Raw genomic sequence first — 16601 nt, forward strand, 5'->3', positions numbered from 1 at the left:
GCGAAGGAGCGCCCGCTGACCGACAGGGTGCAAGCTGGTCGCTCGAGTTTGCTGCCGCGCTCCTCGTCGTCGCGTTAGCGAAGCTTTTCCAGTTCCTCGCCCGAGTGGTAGTAAAAACGAATGTTCGACCCGGTGATCATCTCCGCGAGGTACACACCGACCGGTTCGACCTCGTAGTAATGATGAACGTAGCCGCGCGTGTCCAACGTGGTGGCGCAGGTCAGACCCGGCCCGCCGCACCTTTGCTTGGTCGGCAGCGCGAGTACGCCAATGACCAGCGACAAGACGATTCCGATCAGCGCGGGCGCCTTGGTCACCGGATGCCTCGTGTGCACGGAATACATAACCGATGGAGTCTAAGCACAATCACCCGCGATTCCGGGGACCTGGGGTCGCACAGCTATGACGCGTGCACCCGGCGGACCCCATCGACGGTGTCGGGCCCGTTTTGACCGGCCGACGCGGTGGGTAGGCAACGGAGCGTTGCAAACGAAGGGAATGACGACATGCGTGCTGAGGAAGGCGACGAAACCGTCCGCGATTACGCGGCGGAGGGCAAGCAGACCCACGACCGCATCAAGGATGCACAACGGGCCCAAAGCCCGCTGGGACGACTCGTAGCGCGGATCACTGGGTTCTTCCGCGGCGAATAGGGTGCCATGCCCTGCTTAGGTCGTCTTACGATCTCTGGATGACGACCGCTCCTGAACAGTTCTTCACCACCGGGTTGGGCGGTGTACGCATCGTCGCCGACCGGCAAGGCGATCCGTCCGCTCGTGCGGTGGTGTTCCTGCACGGCGGGGGGCAAACGCGACGATCCTGGGGCCGGGCGGCGGCCGCCGTGGCCAGACGCGGCTGGCAGGCGGTCACCATCGACTTACGCGGGCACGGGGAATCCGATTGGTCCAGCGACGGCGACTACCGCGTCGTCAGCTTCGCCAAAGACGTCGAAGAGGTGTTGCGGGAGCTACCCCCGCAGCCCGTGCTGGTGGGTGCATCGCTGGGCGGGTTCACCTCAATGCTGCTAGCCGGGGAACTCTCGCCCGGCATCGCCAGTGCTGTGGTCCTCGTCGACATCGTGCCGGACATGGAGCAATCCGGGGCGACCCGCATTCACAACTTCATGGCCGATCGGGTGGAGTCCGGCTTCGCATCCCTAGAGGAAGTCGCGGACGCGATCGCCGAGTACAACCCGCACCGCCCGCGGCCCACCGACCTGGAGGGGTTGACCACCAATCTGCGTCGCCGCGGTGATCGGTGGTATTGGCATTGGGACCCCCAATTCATCAGTGGCACTGCGGCTTTCCCGCCGTTTGAGGTCACCGACGCCGGTCGCATGCACACCGCCGTCGAGGCGATACTGCGCGGCGGCGTACCGATGCTGCTGATCCGGGGACAGATGAGCGATCTGGTCAGCCAGGAGCGGGCGGAGGAGTTTCTCGCCCGCTTCCCGCAGGTCGAGTTCACCGACGTCCGCGGCGCCGGTCACATGGTCGCCGGCGATCGCAATGACATCTTCGCGGACGCCGTCCTCGACTTCCTGTCCCGCCACGTCGGGTCGGGATAACGCCGCACCGATCCGCCCGCGCACGACCGTGAGCTGCTGCGGGGCGCCGCGCTCTGACCAGGCACTTGCGGGGGGCGGCTGGTAGCATCCTGGCCCGACAAGAGGAGATCGGCGTGGCCAGAGCGCGGTTGTGGGGGTCGGGGCTGTTCGTCGTCATGGTGGTGGCCGCGACGATGGTGGCGAATACGGCAGCAGCAGAGGCGCCACCGAAAGCGGGCGTGCAGCTCGATCATGAAAGCGGCAGGTGCACAGCGGGTTTCGCGACTCTGGGCACCGACGGCAGCTACTACCTGTTGACCAGCGGGCACTGCGACCCGCACGACGGTTCGGTGTGGACCTACGGTGCGCACATTCCGCTCGGAACCATCACCGCGAGTGAGAAAGAAGGCGACGGGCGGGATGCGGCCATCATCCGGCTCAACACGAATGTCGGCGCGCCATCCGGTGGCGTCGGCGGCCTGCCGATTCGAGATGTATTGAGCAGCAACGAAATCAACGTCGGTGCACCGTTTTGCAAGCTGGGCGCGGTAACCGGGGAAACTTGCGGAAAGGTGATGGGAATCGACGGCGACGTCGTCGAAGCCAGCGTGTTCAGCCTGAACGGCGACAGTGGCAGCCCGGGCTACGTCAAGAATGATGACGGAACCGTCAGCGCCGTCGGCCTGTTGATGTCCTCACCCGACGGCGACGACAACACCACCTACTTCACGTTGGTGCAGCCGGTGCTCGACCAGTGGGGGCTGCACATTCTGCCCTGACGGCAGGTTTCGATCGGCCGAAAGGGTGGGTACAAGCCGGAGCGGTGTCTTGCGTCATGGCCCATGGTTAACGGTAGGGTCCAGGCGAACGCGAAGGTAGCGCCAGGAACAACACGGGGGTGGGCGGTGAAACGTCAGATCGTGATCGGCGTGGCCGGTGTGGCCATGGTGGTCGCAGGCTGTGTCGGATGTTCGAGCAACAAGTCCAGCACCGGCGCCTCCAGTACGGCGGCAGCGCCGTCGGGCCCGCGGCTCATCGTGGACGGGCAGCAGCAGAACGTCACCGGCCAGGTCTCGTGCACGCCGTCCGGTGACAACATCAACATCGGCATCGGCGACCCGACCGCCGGCATCGGCGCGGTGATCAGCAACGCCAACCCGCCAATCGTTCATTCGGTGGGGCTGGGCAACGTCAACGGCATCGCGTTTGGTTTCTCCGACGCCGCGCCCGATCAGGCCACCAATGCCGGAGCCGCGGTGGACGGCAAGAACTATGCGATCAAGGGCACTGCGACGGGGACCGACATGACCAATCCGCAGCAGCCGCAAACCGTCACCAAGACATTCGAGATGGACGTGACTTGCCCGTAGCCCGCGAGATACCAAGTGATACCGAGAGCTATCGTCGGGGCCGAGGCCCCAGAGGGGACGCAAGCTATGTCTAAAAGGCGTGTCAGCGCGATGGCCGTCGCCGCAAGCCTCAGCATCTCCGCGCTGACGTTGAGCCAGGCGCTGGCCACCGCCGCTCCACTCGATCCGCCCTGCCCCGGGGGCAGCTGCCACGGCGGTTCCGGCGGCCCCGGTGGGGCGCCGCAGGCCCCGCAACATCCGGTTGCGCCGGCAACCACGGAAGTCCCGCAGACTACGGAGGCGCCGAAGACCACCGAGCAACCGAGCCCCCGCACGACCGAGCCGCAGACCACGGCACCGCAAACCAGCGCCAGCGCGCCCACCACGACGGCACCGGCCAGCCAGACAACCACGCCGCCGGCCAGCCGGACCACGACGCCGGCGACCCCTTCCTCGACTGCGCCGAGCCGGCGCACGACATCCCCGGCCGAACAAACGACCTCGCCCAGCGCGCAAACCACCACCCCGGCGGGCGGGCAGACCACTTCGCCGTCCGCGCAGCGGCCCACCCGGGCCCTGGTGGCGCCGAGCACGCAACCACCGCACCAGCCGTACACCCCTCGTGGCGCGTTTCTGACCGCCACCGCCGACGTCGGTGGTCCGACGAACGCTGACGTCGGGTTCAGCATTGTCGGCCGCGGCGCGCCGCCACCGCCACCGCCGCGAGGCTGGGGCTGGAACGACGGGCCCGCTCCCGGACACCCACCGCCACATTGGCAGGGTCCGCCTCCTCCAGGCGGTTGGAACGGCCCGCCGCCCCCGGGCGGCTGGAACCGCCCGTGGTCCGGGCCGCCGCGCGACGTGGCTGTCGCCCGCCGTGACTTCGGCCCGTTCGCCTACAACACCTTCACCGTCGTTCCCGTCTTCAACTGGCAGTTCGGCGGTTGGGGGTACTGGTTCTTCGGTGTGTGGGTTCCGCTGTACTGAACCGCGACCGGACACCCGTGAGTTGACAGGCCCGTTTGTCAGCCTCCATCGCGACGGCGGCCTGCTCGTCGTCGAGCTGATCAACTCCGAGCCGCTGAACATCCTGGGCAGCGGCGGCATCGAGGAACTGACCCACGCGTTTCGAACGATCAGTGCCGACAACGACATTCGCGTGGTGGTACTCCGGGGCGCGGGCGACGCGGCGTTCATCGGTGGGGCCGACATCCACGAGATGGTCAATCTTCAGCGGTCCACCGCCGAGGTGTTCATCCGTCGGCTCGCCGGTCTGTGTGAGGCGATCCGCTCGTGTCCCGTGGCAGTGATCGCCCGACTCGCGGGATGGTGCCTGGGCGGTGGTTTGGAGGTCGCGATCTGTTGCGATCTGCGAATTGCGGAGGCGGGGGCCAAGTTCGGGATGCCGGAGGTGGCCGTCGGAATTCCTTCGGTGATCCATTCGGCGATGCTGCCCGCACTGATCGGCGCATCGCACTCGGCCTGGCTGCTGTTGACCGGTGAAACGATCGACGCCGACACGGCCGCCGGCTGGGGCCTGGTGCACGAGGTCGTGGCCGCCGACGAACTCGACCCCCGCATCACCGAACTGACGACGAAACTCAGCGGATTCGGGACGGCCGCAGTCCGTCAACAGAAGCGCTTGCTGAACAAATGGTTCGACATGACCGTGCACGCGGCGATCGAAGACAGCGTGGAGCAGTTCGGTTTGTCCTTTTTGACCGGGGAGCCGCAGCAGCACATGCGGGCATTTCTGTCGCGTAAGCGCCCGATGAGCTAGCCGGCCTGATCACGTCAACGCGGGCGGGACGTTGTTGCGGCGACGCAATTTCGTAATTAAGGTAAGGCTTACCTTATAACGCTGGACGACCAGGAGCGGCGCCATGACTTCGGAATGTGCGGTCCTCGTCGGCTACGGCAGCGACATGGGGAATGCCGAAGACGCCGCCATCTCGTTTACCGAAGCGCTCAAGGAGGCGCTCGACCTGAGCACCACCGCACTCGAACTCAACCAGGTCGAACCCGCCAACCTGCAATCGGTAACTCACTTCTTCGTGGTGTGCTCGACGTGGGGCGAGGGCGAGTTCCCAGACAATGCCGCATTGTTCTGGGAGGCAATACGCGCCGAGGATGCCGACCGGTTGGAGCATTTGCGATTCGCGGTCCTCGCGCTCGGTGACACCGGCTACGACCAATTCTGCAATGCGGGCCGGCTGCTCGACGAGCGGCTGGCAAGTCTGGGTGGCATCCGGTTACTCGATCGCGTTGACGTCGACGGCCCCTACCAGCAGGCGGCGCAGACGTGGACGGATGAGGTGATCAAGCTGCTCGTCGCGGCCCAGACCAAGACCGTGCCCGCGGTCGTCGCAAGCGTGTCGGAACCAGGACCGGCACAGGGCGCCGGATCCGCGCGGCGCGACCGCAGCCACCCGCTTCACGACGCGCGCGTCGTGGTCAATCGCCTGCTCACCACCGCCGAGTCGGACAAAGAGGTCCGGCATTACGAGATAGATCTCTCCGGATCCGGGATCGCTTATGAGGCAGGCGATTCCGTCGCCGTGCAGGCAACCAACAATCCCGTGTTGGTCGAGGCCATCTTGGACGAGCTGGGCGCGGATCGCGAGCATGCGGTGGCCGGTTACGACGAGCCACTGGGCGTGCTGCTCACGGAGCGGCTTGAAATTCGGACTCCGTCGCGGGCGTTGCAGACCCTGGCGGCAGCGCGGATCGGGGCGGGGCTTGCGACGTTCCCGCCGGGCGGCGCCAATGCGACCGGGCCGGACCCGTGGCGGGACGGCAAGGATGTGCTCGACCTGATCAGGCTGGCCCGGCTGACCATCGATGAAGTCGTCGACACCCTGCGCCCACTGCAGTCCCGGGATTATTCGATCGCTTCCAGTCCGCTGGTACATCCCGACCGGGCGCACTTGACGGTGGCGACGGTGCGCTACGACGCCGGCGGACGTCGACACGGCGGCGTGGCTTCGACGTTCCTGGCCGATCGAGCCGAGACGGTACGAGTGCAGCTGCGGCCCAACCATTCGTTCCGGTTGCCCGCCGCCGACGTCCCGATCATCATGATCGGTCCCGGCACCGGCATTGCACCGTTTCGCGCGTTCCTGCAGGAACGTCAGGCGGTGGGCGCGTCTGGCCGATCGTGGCTGTTCTTCGGCGATCGTCGACGTCACTGCGATTTCCTGTACCGAGACGAGCTCGGCGCCTTCGTCGGCTCCGGCACGCTCAGCCGACTCGATCTTGCGTTCTCCCGCGACTGCGCCGGTGATGAGCCGAAGCGGTATGTGCAGCACCGTATGTGGGAGAATTCGACGGAGATCTACGCGTGGCTACAAGACGGCGCGCACGTGTACGTCTGTGGCGACGCCGACCGGATGGCCAAAGACGTCGACACAACGCTGCGCGGCATCGTCGCCCGCTGCGGCGGGATGGACGATGCCGCCGCGCACGCCTACGTCAACGAACTGATGAAGAACCACCGTTACCTGCGCGACGTCTATTGATCGAAGCCATCAATGTTTTTGATTCGCAAAGTAATCGAGACACACGGTGGTGCCGTCGGGGCGAGTGTCGATGCGGCAATGATCCGCCAGCGCGTGCATCAGCATGATGCCGCGGGAGGCGCGCGGATCGCGGGGGTGGGGCGGCGACGACTGTTGCTGCCATGTCCCCTGATCGCTGACGCACACCCTGATGGTTTCCGCGCCGGGGTCGTAGCCGGCCTCCAGTTCCATGGTGCCGGCGAAATGTCGAGCGCGGTATGCGTGTTCGACGCAGTTGGCCAGCGCCTCATTGACACCGAGGACGATGTCGTCACTGATCTCAGGGGAGGCTTGCGGCAACCGTCGTAGCCAGTTTCGCAGGACACGACGTAATTTACTCGCGGTCGCGGCATCCGCTGAGCCCACACAGCTCAGCGGCGCCGGTGCCGGCGAGACCGCTGAATTCTTTAAGCTCATACGTCCCCGCATACCCGATCGCACCAAGAAGGAATCGGGGTCACGTATCGCTTCGGCCACGAAGCAATAGCACCGCCGCAACGGAAGTGATTGATGCCGAGGGTCTTTGAGTGCGCAGGCCGTTTCGCGGCTATGGGGCTGCGATCCCGTCCATGGGCGGTCCGTCGCCGTGCCCGAGATTGCGGCTTGCCAAGCTGGTGGCAAACGCCTTGCCGCCCCGGACGGTCCCGACGATGTCCACGTCTTCGTTGATCGTGAAAGGCGAAGTGGCCGTGACGTGTTGACTTCCGTCCTGCGTGATCACGGTGGTATCCGGGGTGAAAAAGTAGGTTCGGGTAAACCCGCCGACGCTGCGCGCGGTAACCGAATCAGGCGTCACCGCGATTAGGACGCCTTCTTGACTCACCGGATTGGTGGCCGATTCCGAAGGTGCTGCGGCCGTGGCGCGGTCGGACGTAGAAGGCTTTTCGGCGGGCCACCCCGCGATCGTCAAGGCGGTAAAGCCGGCGGCGCACAGCAGGGACAGGGGAGCAGCGGCGCACACCGCCGCACGGTCTCGCTTGCGCGATACCGGCATTCGATGTTTAGCGCTCACGATGTGTCCTGGGGCTCCGCAATAGGAACGTCAACGAATTCGGTCGATTTCGTTTCATTTCGTTCGATGGGAGTAACCCGTAGCTCGCGCAGGTAAACCCAGCGCGGCGGCTAGTTCGCGTTGAGACTCGGGCAATCCTGATAGCGAGCCGCATCGATGAAGGCGTCCGCGCGCTCCGCGGCCGCGTCGTCATCCATGCCGGTAAGAACGACGTCGTTGGCCTTTTCGGCCGTGCTGACAATCTGCCGGCGAGTCCACCCTTGCGCCAACGCCGCACAAATCGTCGTCGCCGTCTGGTTTCTGTGGTTCGGCCAATCGGGGGCAAACGTGATCGGGTCGGCGTGCGCCGGGGCCATCGGCGGGGAACACGCCCGCGCCGAGGAGCGGAATCGCCAACGCCATTACTGGAAGCAATTTCGTCATAGATGCCGACCATAGGCAGGTTATCCGGGAGTTGGCTGTGCCGTTACTGTGCGCGGGCCCGCGCTGCCCGGCCTTCGGCCGGCTGACCGGACCTAGTCGGGCCGTCACAATCGGGGTCGCAATCGGGGTCACCGGTCGCCGGCTTCGGCTTCCTTGCGTTTGAGTGCGGCGAGCTTGTGGTCGACCTCGGCCGATTCGCGGTGAAATGCGACAGACTTCCGCACCACGTCGGCGTTGCCGACGCCTTGCCGAAGGGTTTCGTCCTCGATCTGCGCGAGTCGCTCGTGGAATCTCGCCGACCTTTCGAGGCTCCCGGCCGCCGAGCGCGCCGCCTCAGCCGCGGCTGCACGTGCCTGCTGTGCGCGGTGCTCGGCGTCATCGGCGTCTTGTCGGGTGACTGGTCCCTCGTCCGGTCCGTCCTGCCGGTGGCGCAGTTCGGCGGCGCGTCGGGCGGCGTCGACTGCTCGTGCCTGGGGGTCGCGTTCAGTGGCCATGGTCTGCTTTCTTGTCGCACTCAGCTGGTTATTGAGGTTGTGCCCCGCGTGACGCTTGTCATTCGCCTGAACCCGGACTTGTGGCAACCCCGCGGCGCTCTCAGACTGGTGATATGCGTGACCGCGAGACCATCGAGTCGGAATTGCGGCGGCTTGCGCAGCGGGGCGGACAACTCTCGCCGCGAGAGGCCGATGCGCTGCTCGACGAGCTCTTGGCCCACAACGCGGGTGCGTCGCGCATCGAGGCGGTGACACCGGAGGAACTCGTTTTTGTCCCCGATGCCTGGTTGCGTGAGCCTCTCAAGGCCCGCAAGCCCCGCGCGATTCGGGCCCGCGGCGCCCGCCGCCGGCGCCGTGGCACGCTGCGCCGGTTCGGCATGAGGGCGGCGTTGCCACTTTCGCTGCTGGCCCTCGTCGCCGCGGTCATCCTGACGTTCGTGATGCATCGTCATTATTCGGCGGCGCAGCCCGCCGAAGCGCAACCTGCACAACGTCCGCCGTCGTCCGCGGCGCCGCAGCCGACGGCGCCGCCAGCGCCCGGGCCGCGCAGCAGCATCACGGACAAGGCGTTCGTCGCCGCCTTGACGCAGGAAGGCGTACCGGTACCCAGCCAGGAGTACGTCGTGAGCCAGGGCCGCGCCGTGTGCGACTACCTCGCGCAGCACCGCAATTACGCGGACGCGGTCGCCTTCGTGCAGCGGTCGTCGATATGGGATGCGGACCAGAGCGCCGAGGTCACCGCGGGCGCCATCATCTCGTACTGCCCGCAGTCGCAGCCCTCGATGGCCGACGAATTACAGCCGGCTTATCAGAACACCCTTTCCGATTTGCAGGCGATCGAGGGAAAGTTGCAAGGCATTCAGGACGATCTGCACGGGATTCAGGGCGGTCTGGACAATCTGCCGGGGCATCCCTGATTCGAGGTATCGACCGAGTTGCTGCGGGGCAGCCCATAGGCGAGTCACGCCGACCTGTCCGCCAGCGCGATGAGCGCCTGCGCCGCATCCTCGGGTACCGACATGTCCAATCCGGTGATTTCCTTGAATCGCCGCAGCCGTTTCATCACGGTGTTGCGGTGGCAGAACAGCATTGCCGAGGTACGGGCGATGTCGCCGGTTCGGGAATAGGTCCGGACAGTCATGAGCAGATGATGTCGTTCGGTTTCGCTCAAAGCGTCGACACTTTGCCGCACGCTGTCGACAAATTGCGGCATTCGGCTCCGCAGGCTTTCGCCGGCCATTAGCGTCCAGACGTCGGTCATCGCCGCCGGGCCGGTGAACTTGGGCGGCAACGCGAGCGCGATCTCGCAGGCCACACTCGCGGCGTGACGAATGCCCTGCAGACCCAGATGAAGTGGGGCGATTCCGCAGGCGACTTGGGCGAGCGCGTGCGCATCGGCGCTGCGTCGCCATCCGTCCGGCACGCCTGGCAGTGCGGTAGCGTCCGCCGCGGCGGCCGACCAGAACACCACCGTGCAGCCGCCCCGCGCGTGACTGTAGGCCTGGCGGCCTTGCCGGCGCAGTTGTTCGGCGAATGACCGCAACGAGTCGTCATGGGTGATCGGAGCCGCTGCCGCCCACAGCCCGGCGTCCACGGGGATCGCCAACGTTGCGCTGGCGCGAGCCGTCAGCTCGCTCGGCTGCGGGTCATCCGAAAGCAGCAGGGCTACAAAGGATTGTTTGCTGATCGACTTCTCTTCGGCCATGCGGACTCGTTCGTCCATGAATGCGCTGTGGATGCGCCCGGCGAAAGAGTCGACGGCCGTCCAGACGTGCTGAACGTGGACGGCCAACGTCAGCGCGTCGCTTTGCTTGGCAAGCCACAACAGGTGTGACCACAGCAGGCCAAAGTCGAGATGGATGGCCGCCGTGAGCTTCTGGGCTTCGACACCTTGGCGGGCGCGTCGCGCACCGAGCCTGGCCGGGAACTCGGGGTCGGGCGCACCGGGTCGTTGCGCACAACCGGCACCGGCGTAGCGACGCAACTCAAAGAGGAGAAAGTCGAACGCATCCCTGGATGACTCACGCAACTCGTGGCGTTCGACCAATCCCTCGTAGTACAGCTGCCCCTCCTGGATTTCCTGCATGAATCGGTCCGCAAGTTGGTCGCGCCACCCGTGCAGCTCCCCGAGCAGTTCCAGCCAGCGTGCCGTTGTCGTCACGCGGATGCGATCGACACTCTTCATGACACGAAATCTAGTTGTGCTGTGTTGACATCGGCTCTTGTCGAGTGCTTGTGCCCCGACGATACTGATCGTGAGGTTCGATGCGGGCGCCACTGGACGCGGTTGCCGCGCAGGACTGTAACAAGTCGATCAACCAGTGTTAACGCGGTTTGTCGCTAGTTTCCAACGGATATCGGCGTCGCCGTGGTAGGGCCGCTTCGTCTTGCGACAGCGCGGCACCGCAAAGCAATTGAGTGTGCATTTGAACACTGGGTTGGCGATAACTGGTTGCTCTGTGCTCTCGAAAGCGGCGCACGCCTCGCGCTAATTTCCTTACCAGCCGACACATGGCCATTGTTCCAAACGGCTTGTGCCACTTGGCGTAATAGACCCAGCCTATCAGCACAGGAAGTGAGTGACAGTTGGCCTCGCGGACCGATATCGAGCACGCCACGCACATGTCGGCATCTCCGGAACAGGACAGCGCCTTCCTCGGCGACTTCGCGGCGATGTCCACTTTCGGCGCCACCGACGCGGGTGGCGTGGACCGACAGGCTGCGAGCGTCGCGTACGGACAGGCGCGTAAATGGCTTGCCAACTGGTTGCAAAGCCGCGGCTTCCGCGTCGAACGCGACCGTATCGGCAACCTGTTCGGCTTCCTCGATCTGACGCCCGGCGCGCCCTACGTGCTTGTGGGCTCGCATCTCGATAGTCAACCGCGAGGCGGAAAATTCGACGGCGCCTACGGAGTGCTCGCGGCCGCGCACGCCGCCGACCGTGTCCGAAACCACTACCAACGCACCGGCGCTCGGGCCGCCGTGAATATCGCCGTCGTGGACTGGTTCAACGAGGAGGGGTCTCGATTCCAGCCCAGCATGATGGGCAGCGCCGTCTTCACCGGAAAGCTGGATCTCGAAAACGCGCTCAGTACGTGTGACCTTGCGGGCGTCACCGTGGGGGACGCGATGGCATCCATCGACGAGCTCGGGTCGAACCCCGTCGGCCCGCAGAGCGCGGCCGCCGCGGCCTATGTCGAGATCCACATCGAACAGGGCAAGACACTCGAAAAGGAAGCGACCGCCCTCGGATTGGTCACGTCCACCTGGGCGGCGAACAAGTACGAGGTTGAAGTCGTTGGCGCACAGTCGCATACGGGCGCGACCGACATGGAAGACCGGCAGGACGCCCTGTACGGCGCCGCGCTTGTGGTGGCCGCGGTGCGGGAAATCGCTGACGCGTTCCCGGGGCAGCTGCACAGCTCATGTGGTCAGTTGACCGTATTCCCGAACTCTCCGAACGCCGTTGCGGGCAAAGTCCGAATGCATCTTGACCTACGCACCTCCGACGATCCGATTCTTGTTGAGGCGGAGGAACTTCTGCGCCAACGGTGCGCGGCCATCGAGGTCAAGGCCAATATCAAAGTCGAGAGGCGACGCACCCATAGCTGGTCGGCTAATTACTACCAGCCCGAAGGCGTCGAACTGGCCCGAAGAACTGCCGAAGATCTTGGTCTGAGCCACATGGAGATCCGCACCCGAGCCGGGCACGACTCGACCAATATGAAGGACCTGGTCCCAACGGTGATGTTGTTCATCCCCAGCGTCGGCGGAATCTCACACAGCGAACTGGAATACACCGCCGACGCGGACCTGTGCAACGGGGTGGCGATGGTCGCCGAACTACTTGCACGCATCACCACGGGCGAACTCGCCACCGCCGCCAGCAGCCCACCAGCGCAACGTTGAGGTCGCGCCCCCGTCCACCCGAATCGCCAATTTCGGGTCGAAGGGTGCCCAGCGCGCATGTTCATGCCACTGGCCCGTTCGCCGAATTCCGGCATACTCCTTCAATTCTCAAGTAGGTGAATCACGTTGACACGATCACGATGGACCATCATCGCCGTTCTCTTCGCGACCTGGCTGATTTCGTACTTCGATAGATCGCTGATTGCGACCGCTCTGCCGTTCATCGGCCGCGACTTCGGGTTGTCGCCAACGCTGAAAGGCTTTGTCAGCAGTGCATTCTTTATCGGATATGCGGCGGTGCAGATCCCGGGCGGTATTCTGGCCGACCGGGTTGGTCCCCGCCGCGTCGCGTTCGGAGCCGTGCTGGGCTGGTCGATATTCTGTGCCCTCACCGGAGCGGCCGGCACCATCCTGACGCTGATCACGGTGCGGATTCTGTTCGGTTTGACCGAGGGCGCATTCTCTCCCGCGTCTTGGAAAATCCTGTCGATGGCGGTGGACGAGACAAACCGGGCGCGGGCTAATGCCTTGATGCTCACCTCGAACCTCGTCGGCCCCGCCCTCGCGCCGATTGTCTTGGCTCCGTTCATCGCGTCAATCGGGTGGCGTCCGGCGTTCTGGTGCCTGGCGATACCCGGCATCTTCGCCGCCTTCATTTGTTTGAAGTTCCTGCCGGCCGCCAAGAACGGATCCGCGGTCAAGGTCGATGCCCAGACCGCCGCCGAGCCGATCTCCATGCGGAAGGCCCTGATGAATCCGGTGATCGGCAAGCTGTTCCTCATCTGGGGAACCTGGGACATCACCTGGTGGGGATTCATCTCCTGGGTGCCTTCGTACCTGTATTCCGGGCGAGCCTTCTCGTTGGAGAAGACCGGCCTGCTGGCCTCCCTCCCGTTTGCCGTCGGCATCATCGGCATGCTGGGCGCGGGCTATGCCGCCGATCGAATCGCAAAGCGTCGCACCGTGATCATGGTCTGCCTGGTCGGAAACGCCACCTTCCTCGCGTTGCTGGCTCTTGCGAAGAGCCCGGGCGCGGCGATCGTGTGCCTGATCGGAGTCGGCTTCTTCTTGCCCGCGATGTACGGACCGTTCTGGTCACTCCCGATGCAGCTGCTCCCGAGCTCGCTGATGGGCGCGGGCGCGGGGCTGATCAACTTCGCGGGACAGCTGGCGGGATTCATATCCCCGATTGTCATCGGTTGGACGATCGCGGTCACCGGGACGTATACCGCCGGATTTCTGTTCCTCGCGGCGGCGGCCGTAGTCTGTCTGTTGATTACCGCCAGCCTGCGTGAGCCGAGTCACGAGGTTCCGCAACCAGCCACAGTGAGCAGCGCATCATGACCAGCCCCACCAGTGTCCGAACATCGGTTTCGTCGTCGCTAGCGAAGATTCGCCAGTCGGACAACAGCATTCAGGCATTCGAAGAGGTCTTCGCCGACGATGCAGTCGCGCGCGCCGAACTTCTCGACGGAGGAGATCCGGCCTCGGGCACCGAACCGCTGCGGGGCATGACGCTCGGGGTCAAGGACATCTTCGAGCTCAGCGGTCGCAGCCCCGGCAACGGAAATCGCACCGTTTTTGGAATGCTTTCCCGTGACATGCCGGAGGATGACGCTGCACTGATCCGGATTTTGCGCGGCGCCGGTGCGGTCATCACCGGCATGACTCGCTCGACCGAGCTTTGCTGGTATCAGCCAACTCTCACGCGAAACCCGCATGATCTCAACTGCACACCGGGAGGATCGTCGAGCGGGTCCGCGGCCGCCGTCGCGGCCGACATGGTGACCGCGGCGATCGGCAGCCAAACCAATGGCTCGGTAGTCAGGCCCGCCAGCTACTGCGGACTATTCGCGTACAAGGCGGGTTATGACCGCTTGGACCTCACCGGAATGACGCGGATCAGCGACTCGTTCGATCACACCGGCTTCTTTGCCCGCGATGCGGCAACCGTGACGAGGCTGGCCGAGGTCGCGGGCGATCTCCAAGTGCCGCAGCAAAGTTCGTCCGGCTATCGGCTGGGGGTCGTCGACACGCAAGATTTGGTCGACGTTGACGACGAGGTCGTGGAGACGTTCATCGCGTACGTCGGACAACTGCGGGAAGCCGGTCACGAGGTCGAACCGGTACGACTTCCAGAAGTGTTGGCACCTGAGACATTCGATGCGTATTACGGTGTGTTGGCACCGGAGCTCTACCAATTGCATCGGAGCCTGCTGGCCCCGGATCTCATCGACAAGCTCGGCCCCAAGACCGTCGAAATTCTGCAGCGCGGGCGCGACACAACCGCGACCCAGCAACGCGAAGCCGAGAAGGCGGTAGCCGAGCTCCGAACGCGCGTCGATGGGTATTTCGATCGGTTCGATGCGCTGATATTGCCCGCGGCAACGTCGCCGGCGCCGAGAACGCTCACCCACACCGGATCGCCGGCACTGTCGACGCTGTCCAGCATGGCCGGCGTTCCCATCACGGTGGTCCCCGCCGGGCTCGGCCGATCCGGCCTCCCGGTGGGCATCCAGATTTGGGGCCGCTTGGGCGCCGATGAGACCGTCTTGGCGCTGCTTGTGGCGTTGCCGTCCGCGTACGTCGCACCGCAGTAGCTGGGGCAGTAGCCATCGACCAATTCCGGTGTACAGGCCCTTGTCAGGATAGCGAACGACTAGAAGTCAGCGGAAATACCGCTACCGCACGGGAATTGCGGATTTAGGCATAGCGGCTGGGTCTCTTCGGACCTGGCCGATTTGTCGCAGACGTATGCCGCGACGGTGACAGCCGTCATCGTTTGTTCCTTGCGGGCGAGCGAGGTCCGTTGGTCTCTTTAGGAGCGGGCCAAGTGCGGAGCCCTCGTCGCAGCCGAACTGACCGGCAGTTCCGCCAGTCAATCATGGGTGGGCCACGCCGAATAGCAGGCTTCTACTGCTTTTTCGATGGCTCGCCCACGTTCATTCGGCTGCAATCGGGCCCGAAATTATTCATCATCTTGCTGATGAGGACGTCCACCACGGCGCGACTCTGTTCGCTGCTCGGCTCTTTTGTGGCGCGAAGTTCAGCCAGCATCGTCGGATCCCGGCGTGCGAGTTCGTCAATGATCACCGCGCGATGCTCGGCAGGGATGGCGTCCAAAACATTGTTCACGGGTGCCTCCACCCGTTTTGGTTCTTCGCCCAAGCGGTAACCACCTGGCCGTCCTGACTCAAGACGACCACCGCGTCCAGACCCTCGTACGCGTAAGAACCGCGGCCCTGGTCGTCTAGCTTAAATCGCGCGATGTCATGACCTTGTCACAACTCGTTCAAGTGTCCGCGGCGGCCTCCAAGGCGTCATTCTCTGCTCTCGAACGTCTTTGCGGCGCTGCTTGAAGCCGATCCGCAATTAGGTCAACTACAGAAGCGGGAGCCCCCTGTCAGGATTGAACTGACGACCGCTCGCTTACAAGGCGAGTGCTCTACCACTGAGCTAAGGAGGCCGGGTAAATCGGCTGCCAGCTTAGCCGGTCACGCCTCGCCCTCGATGATGCGTTGCGAAGGCACCGGACGCGACGGGCCGCGTCGCCCGGTGCGCCGGCCGGGCAGCGGGATCCGATCGGCGATGCTGCTCAACGGGTTGACGACCATGGTCAGCGCGACCACCGCGTCTTGCAGCGTCGCGATGGCCGGCTCGAGTGCCTCCATCCCGGGGGTCAACCGCGCCAGGGTGTCGGCGACGTCGGCGAGCTGGTCGAGCGGACCGTTTTTGGCGGTGAGTTTGTCGATCAGGCCGCCCTCGGAAAGCAGCCGATCGGCCAGTCCGTCCTCGGACAGGACCCGTTCGATCAGGCCGTCTTCGGCCAGCAGCTGATCGGCCAGGCCGCCGGGCTGCAGCGCCCGATGCAGACCACCACCCTCGGCGGTCAACCGGTCGACCAGACCGCCGTCGGACATCAACAGATCGACCACGCCGCCGGGGCGAAGTAACCGGTCGAGCGGTCCGTCGGGTGCCATGGCGCGTCCCAAGGGCGCGTCGTCGTCCATCATTCTGGCCAGGCGATTGGCGCGGACGAGCGCATCGTCGAGCCCCAGCATGGACGTCACGGCGTTGGTCCCGGTCCCCGCTTCACCCAGGGAACGCTTGGCCACCCCGACCGCCGCGCTGGCGAGGTTCAAACTCGCCTCGGCGGCCGCCAGGCCGACTCGCGCGGGCGCCGTCGCCGCGGAAACCATGCTCTTGGCGAGATTCATAATTCGAGTCTAGGCACGGCAGGTGCGGGAAAAGCCGGACCGGTCCAAGCTGACGCGATGATTCCTGGCAGAATACTGGCAGGCTATCTCCAAC

The 16601-nt window shown here is 64.9% G+C and carries 19 protein-coding genes and 1 tRNA gene; 11 read left to right on the plus strand and 9 right to left on the minus strand.

All coding sequences use genetic code 11. The annotated features are described in order from the left end of the window. Positions 1 to 74: 74 nt before the first annotated feature. A complete protein-coding gene (locus tag AWC25_RS05275) occupies positions 75 to 344 on the minus strand; it encodes a hypothetical protein (RefSeq protein ID WP_084229454.1) in 270 nt (89 codons plus the stop codon). A 162-nt stretch (positions 345 to 506) separates the two neighbouring features. Between AWC25_RS05275 and AWC25_RS26985 the strand changes: the two genes are divergently transcribed. The 7 genes from AWC25_RS26985 to AWC25_RS05305 all read left to right on the plus strand — a co-directional run bounded on the left by AWC25_RS26985 (position 507) and on the right by AWC25_RS05305 (position 6413). Then, entirely contained in the window at positions 507 to 653 is a 147-nt protein-coding gene (locus AWC25_RS26985) for a hypothetical protein (RefSeq protein WP_169717110.1), read from the plus strand. Positions 654 to 691: 38 nt separating this feature from the next. Further along, positions 692 to 1567, plus strand: coding sequence for an alpha/beta fold hydrolase (locus AWC25_RS05280; RefSeq protein WP_211281019.1), 876 nt, complete (start codon positions 692 to 694; stop codon positions 1565 to 1567). A gap of 113 nt (positions 1568 to 1680) precedes the next feature. Further along, positions 1681 to 2325 (plus strand): S1 family peptidase, encoded by a 645-nt coding sequence (locus AWC25_RS05285; protein ID WP_169717111.1) that lies wholly within the window; start codon positions 1681 to 1683, stop codon positions 2323 to 2325. Positions 2326 to 2451: 126 nt separating this feature from the next. After that, positions 2452 to 2916, plus strand: coding sequence for a lipoprotein LpqH (locus AWC25_RS05290; RefSeq protein ID WP_069401631.1), 465 nt, complete (start codon positions 2452 to 2454; stop codon positions 2914 to 2916). 66 nt (positions 2917 to 2982) lie between these two features. After that, a complete protein-coding gene (locus AWC25_RS27100) occupies positions 2983 to 3882 on the plus strand; it encodes an MAP_0585 family protein (protein ID WP_069401632.1) in 900 nt (299 codons plus the stop codon). A 22-nt stretch (positions 3883 to 3904) separates the two neighbouring features. Further along, entirely contained in the window at positions 3905 to 4675 is a 771-nt protein-coding gene (locus AWC25_RS05300; protein ID WP_069401633.1) for an enoyl-CoA hydratase, read from the plus strand. Positions 4676 to 4778: 103 nt separating this feature from the next. After that, positions 4779 to 6413: a diflavin oxidoreductase gene (locus AWC25_RS05305; RefSeq protein ID WP_069401634.1), complete on the plus strand. Its 1635-nt coding sequence runs from the start codon at positions 4779 to 4781 to the stop codon at positions 6411 to 6413. Positions 6414 to 6422: 9 nt separating this feature from the next. On the opposite strand, the gene AWC25_RS05310 is transcribed toward AWC25_RS05305, so the two are convergent. The 4 genes from AWC25_RS05310 to AWC25_RS05325 all read right to left on the minus strand — a co-directional run bounded on the left by AWC25_RS05310 (position 6423) and on the right by AWC25_RS05325 (position 8381). Continuing rightward, the gene (locus AWC25_RS05310) at positions 6423 to 6869 is read right to left on the minus strand and encodes an ATP-binding protein (protein ID WP_085166447.1); all 447 of its coding nucleotides are present in this window, start codon (positions 6867 to 6869) and stop codon (positions 6423 to 6425) included. Positions 6870 to 6999: 130 nt separating this feature from the next. Beyond that, positions 7000 to 7362 (minus strand): hypothetical protein, encoded by a 363-nt coding sequence (locus AWC25_RS05315; RefSeq protein WP_232327166.1) that lies wholly within the window; start codon positions 7360 to 7362, stop codon positions 7000 to 7002. Between the two features lie 212 nt (positions 7363 to 7574). Next, entirely contained in the window at positions 7575 to 7820 is a 246-nt protein-coding gene (locus AWC25_RS05320) for a hypothetical protein (RefSeq protein WP_084229455.1), read from the minus strand. Positions 7821 to 8015: 195 nt separating this feature from the next. After that, positions 8016 to 8381: a hypothetical protein gene (locus AWC25_RS05325; protein ID WP_232327168.1), complete on the minus strand. Its 366-nt coding sequence runs from the start codon at positions 8379 to 8381 to the stop codon at positions 8016 to 8018. Positions 8382 to 8494: 113 nt separating this feature from the next. On the opposite strand from AWC25_RS05325, the gene AWC25_RS05330 reads away from it, so the two are divergent. Continuing rightward, a complete protein-coding gene (locus tag AWC25_RS05330; protein ID WP_069401637.1) occupies positions 8495 to 9298 on the plus strand; it encodes a DUF732 domain-containing protein in 804 nt (267 codons plus the stop codon). A 44-nt stretch (positions 9299 to 9342) separates the two neighbouring features. Here AWC25_RS05330 and AWC25_RS05335 read toward each other — a convergent pair whose 3' ends face one another. Continuing rightward, a complete protein-coding gene (locus AWC25_RS05335) occupies positions 9343 to 10566 on the minus strand; it encodes a PucR family transcriptional regulator (RefSeq protein WP_069401638.1) in 1224 nt (407 codons plus the stop codon). Positions 10567 to 11003: 437 nt separating this feature from the next. On the opposite strand from AWC25_RS05335, the gene AWC25_RS05340 reads away from it, so the two are divergent. From AWC25_RS05340 to AWC25_RS05350, 3 genes are all read left to right on the plus strand, one after another. Beyond that, entirely contained in the window at positions 11004 to 12290 is a 1287-nt protein-coding gene (locus AWC25_RS05340) for a M20 family metallo-hydrolase (protein WP_069401639.1), read from the plus strand. Positions 12291 to 12416: 126 nt separating this feature from the next. Continuing rightward, positions 12417 to 13634, plus strand: coding sequence for an MFS transporter (locus AWC25_RS05345; RefSeq protein WP_069401640.1), 1218 nt, complete (start codon positions 12417 to 12419; stop codon positions 13632 to 13634). Beyond that, entirely contained in the window at positions 13631 to 14890 is a 1260-nt protein-coding gene (locus tag AWC25_RS05350) for an amidase (protein WP_069401641.1), read from the plus strand. The genes AWC25_RS05345 and AWC25_RS05350 overlap by 4 nt, the downstream gene beginning before the upstream one ends. 313 nt (positions 14891 to 15203) lie before the next feature. Here the strand turns inward: AWC25_RS05350 and AWC25_RS05355 are convergent, their stop codons facing one another. The 3 genes from AWC25_RS05355 to AWC25_RS05365 form a co-directional block, all read right to left on the minus strand. Continuing rightward, on the minus strand, positions 15204 to 15425 hold the full coding sequence (locus tag AWC25_RS05355) for a hypothetical protein (protein ID WP_244899459.1): 222 nt from the start codon (positions 15423 to 15425) through the stop codon (positions 15204 to 15206). A gap of 259 nt (positions 15426 to 15684) precedes the next feature. Then, positions 15685 to 15756 (minus strand) — tRNA-Thr (locus tag AWC25_RS05360). Positions 15757 to 15784: 28 nt separating this feature from the next. Further along, entirely contained in the window at positions 15785 to 16507 is a 723-nt protein-coding gene (locus AWC25_RS05365) for a hypothetical protein (RefSeq protein ID WP_069401860.1), read from the minus strand. Positions 16508 to 16601: the final 94 nt, after the last annotated feature.

Source organism: Mycobacterium sherrisii, from assembly GCF_002102355.1.
GTDB classification, from domain to species: domain Bacteria; phylum Actinomycetota; class Actinomycetes; order Mycobacteriales; family Mycobacteriaceae; genus Mycobacterium; species Mycobacterium sherrisii.

Bases quoted from the DNA above. Each gene is read 5' to 3' on its own strand.
- AWC25_RS05325 (WP_232327168.1), bottom strand. From the start codon at position 8,381: ATGGCCACTGAACGCGACCCCCAGGCACGAGCAGTCGACGCCGCCCGA.
- AWC25_RS05305 (WP_069401634.1), top strand. From the start codon at position 4,779: ATGACTTCGGAATGTGCGGTCCTCGTCGGCTACGGCAGCGACATGGGG.
- AWC25_RS05275 (WP_084229454.1), bottom strand. From the start codon at position 344: ATGTATTCCGTGCACACGAGGCATCCGGTGACCAAGGCGCCCGCGCTG.
- AWC25_RS26985 (WP_169717110.1), top strand. From the start codon at position 507: ATGCGTGCTGAGGAAGGCGACGAAACCGTCCGCGATTACGCGGCGGAG.
- AWC25_RS05330 (WP_069401637.1), top strand. From the start codon at position 8,495: ATGCGTGACCGCGAGACCATCGAGTCGGAATTGCGGCGGCTTGCGCAG.
- AWC25_RS05350 (WP_069401641.1), top strand. From the start codon at position 13,631: ATGACCAGCCCCACCAGTGTCCGAACATCGGTTTCGTCGTCGCTAGCG.
- AWC25_RS05335 (WP_069401638.1), bottom strand. From the start codon at position 10,566: ATGAAGAGTGTCGATCGCATCCGCGTGACGACAACGGCACGCTGGCTG.
- AWC25_RS05340 (WP_069401639.1), top strand. From the start codon at position 11,004: ATGTCGGCATCTCCGGAACAGGACAGCGCCTTCCTCGGCGACTTCGCG.
- AWC25_RS05365 (WP_069401860.1), bottom strand. From the start codon at position 16,507: ATGAATCTCGCCAAGAGCATGGTTTCCGCGGCGACGGCGCCCGCGCGA.
- AWC25_RS27100 (WP_069401632.1), top strand. From the start codon at position 2,983: ATGTCTAAAAGGCGTGTCAGCGCGATGGCCGTCGCCGCAAGCCTCAGC.
- AWC25_RS05310 (WP_085166447.1), bottom strand. From the start codon at position 6,869: ATGAGCTTAAAGAATTCAGCGGTCTCGCCGGCACCGGCGCCGCTGAGC.
- AWC25_RS05280 (WP_211281019.1), top strand. From the start codon at position 692: ATGACGACCGCTCCTGAACAGTTCTTCACCACCGGGTTGGGCGGTGTA.
- AWC25_RS05320 (WP_084229455.1), bottom strand. From the start codon at position 7,820: ATGGCCCCGGCGCACGCCGACCCGATCACGTTTGCCCCCGATTGGCCG.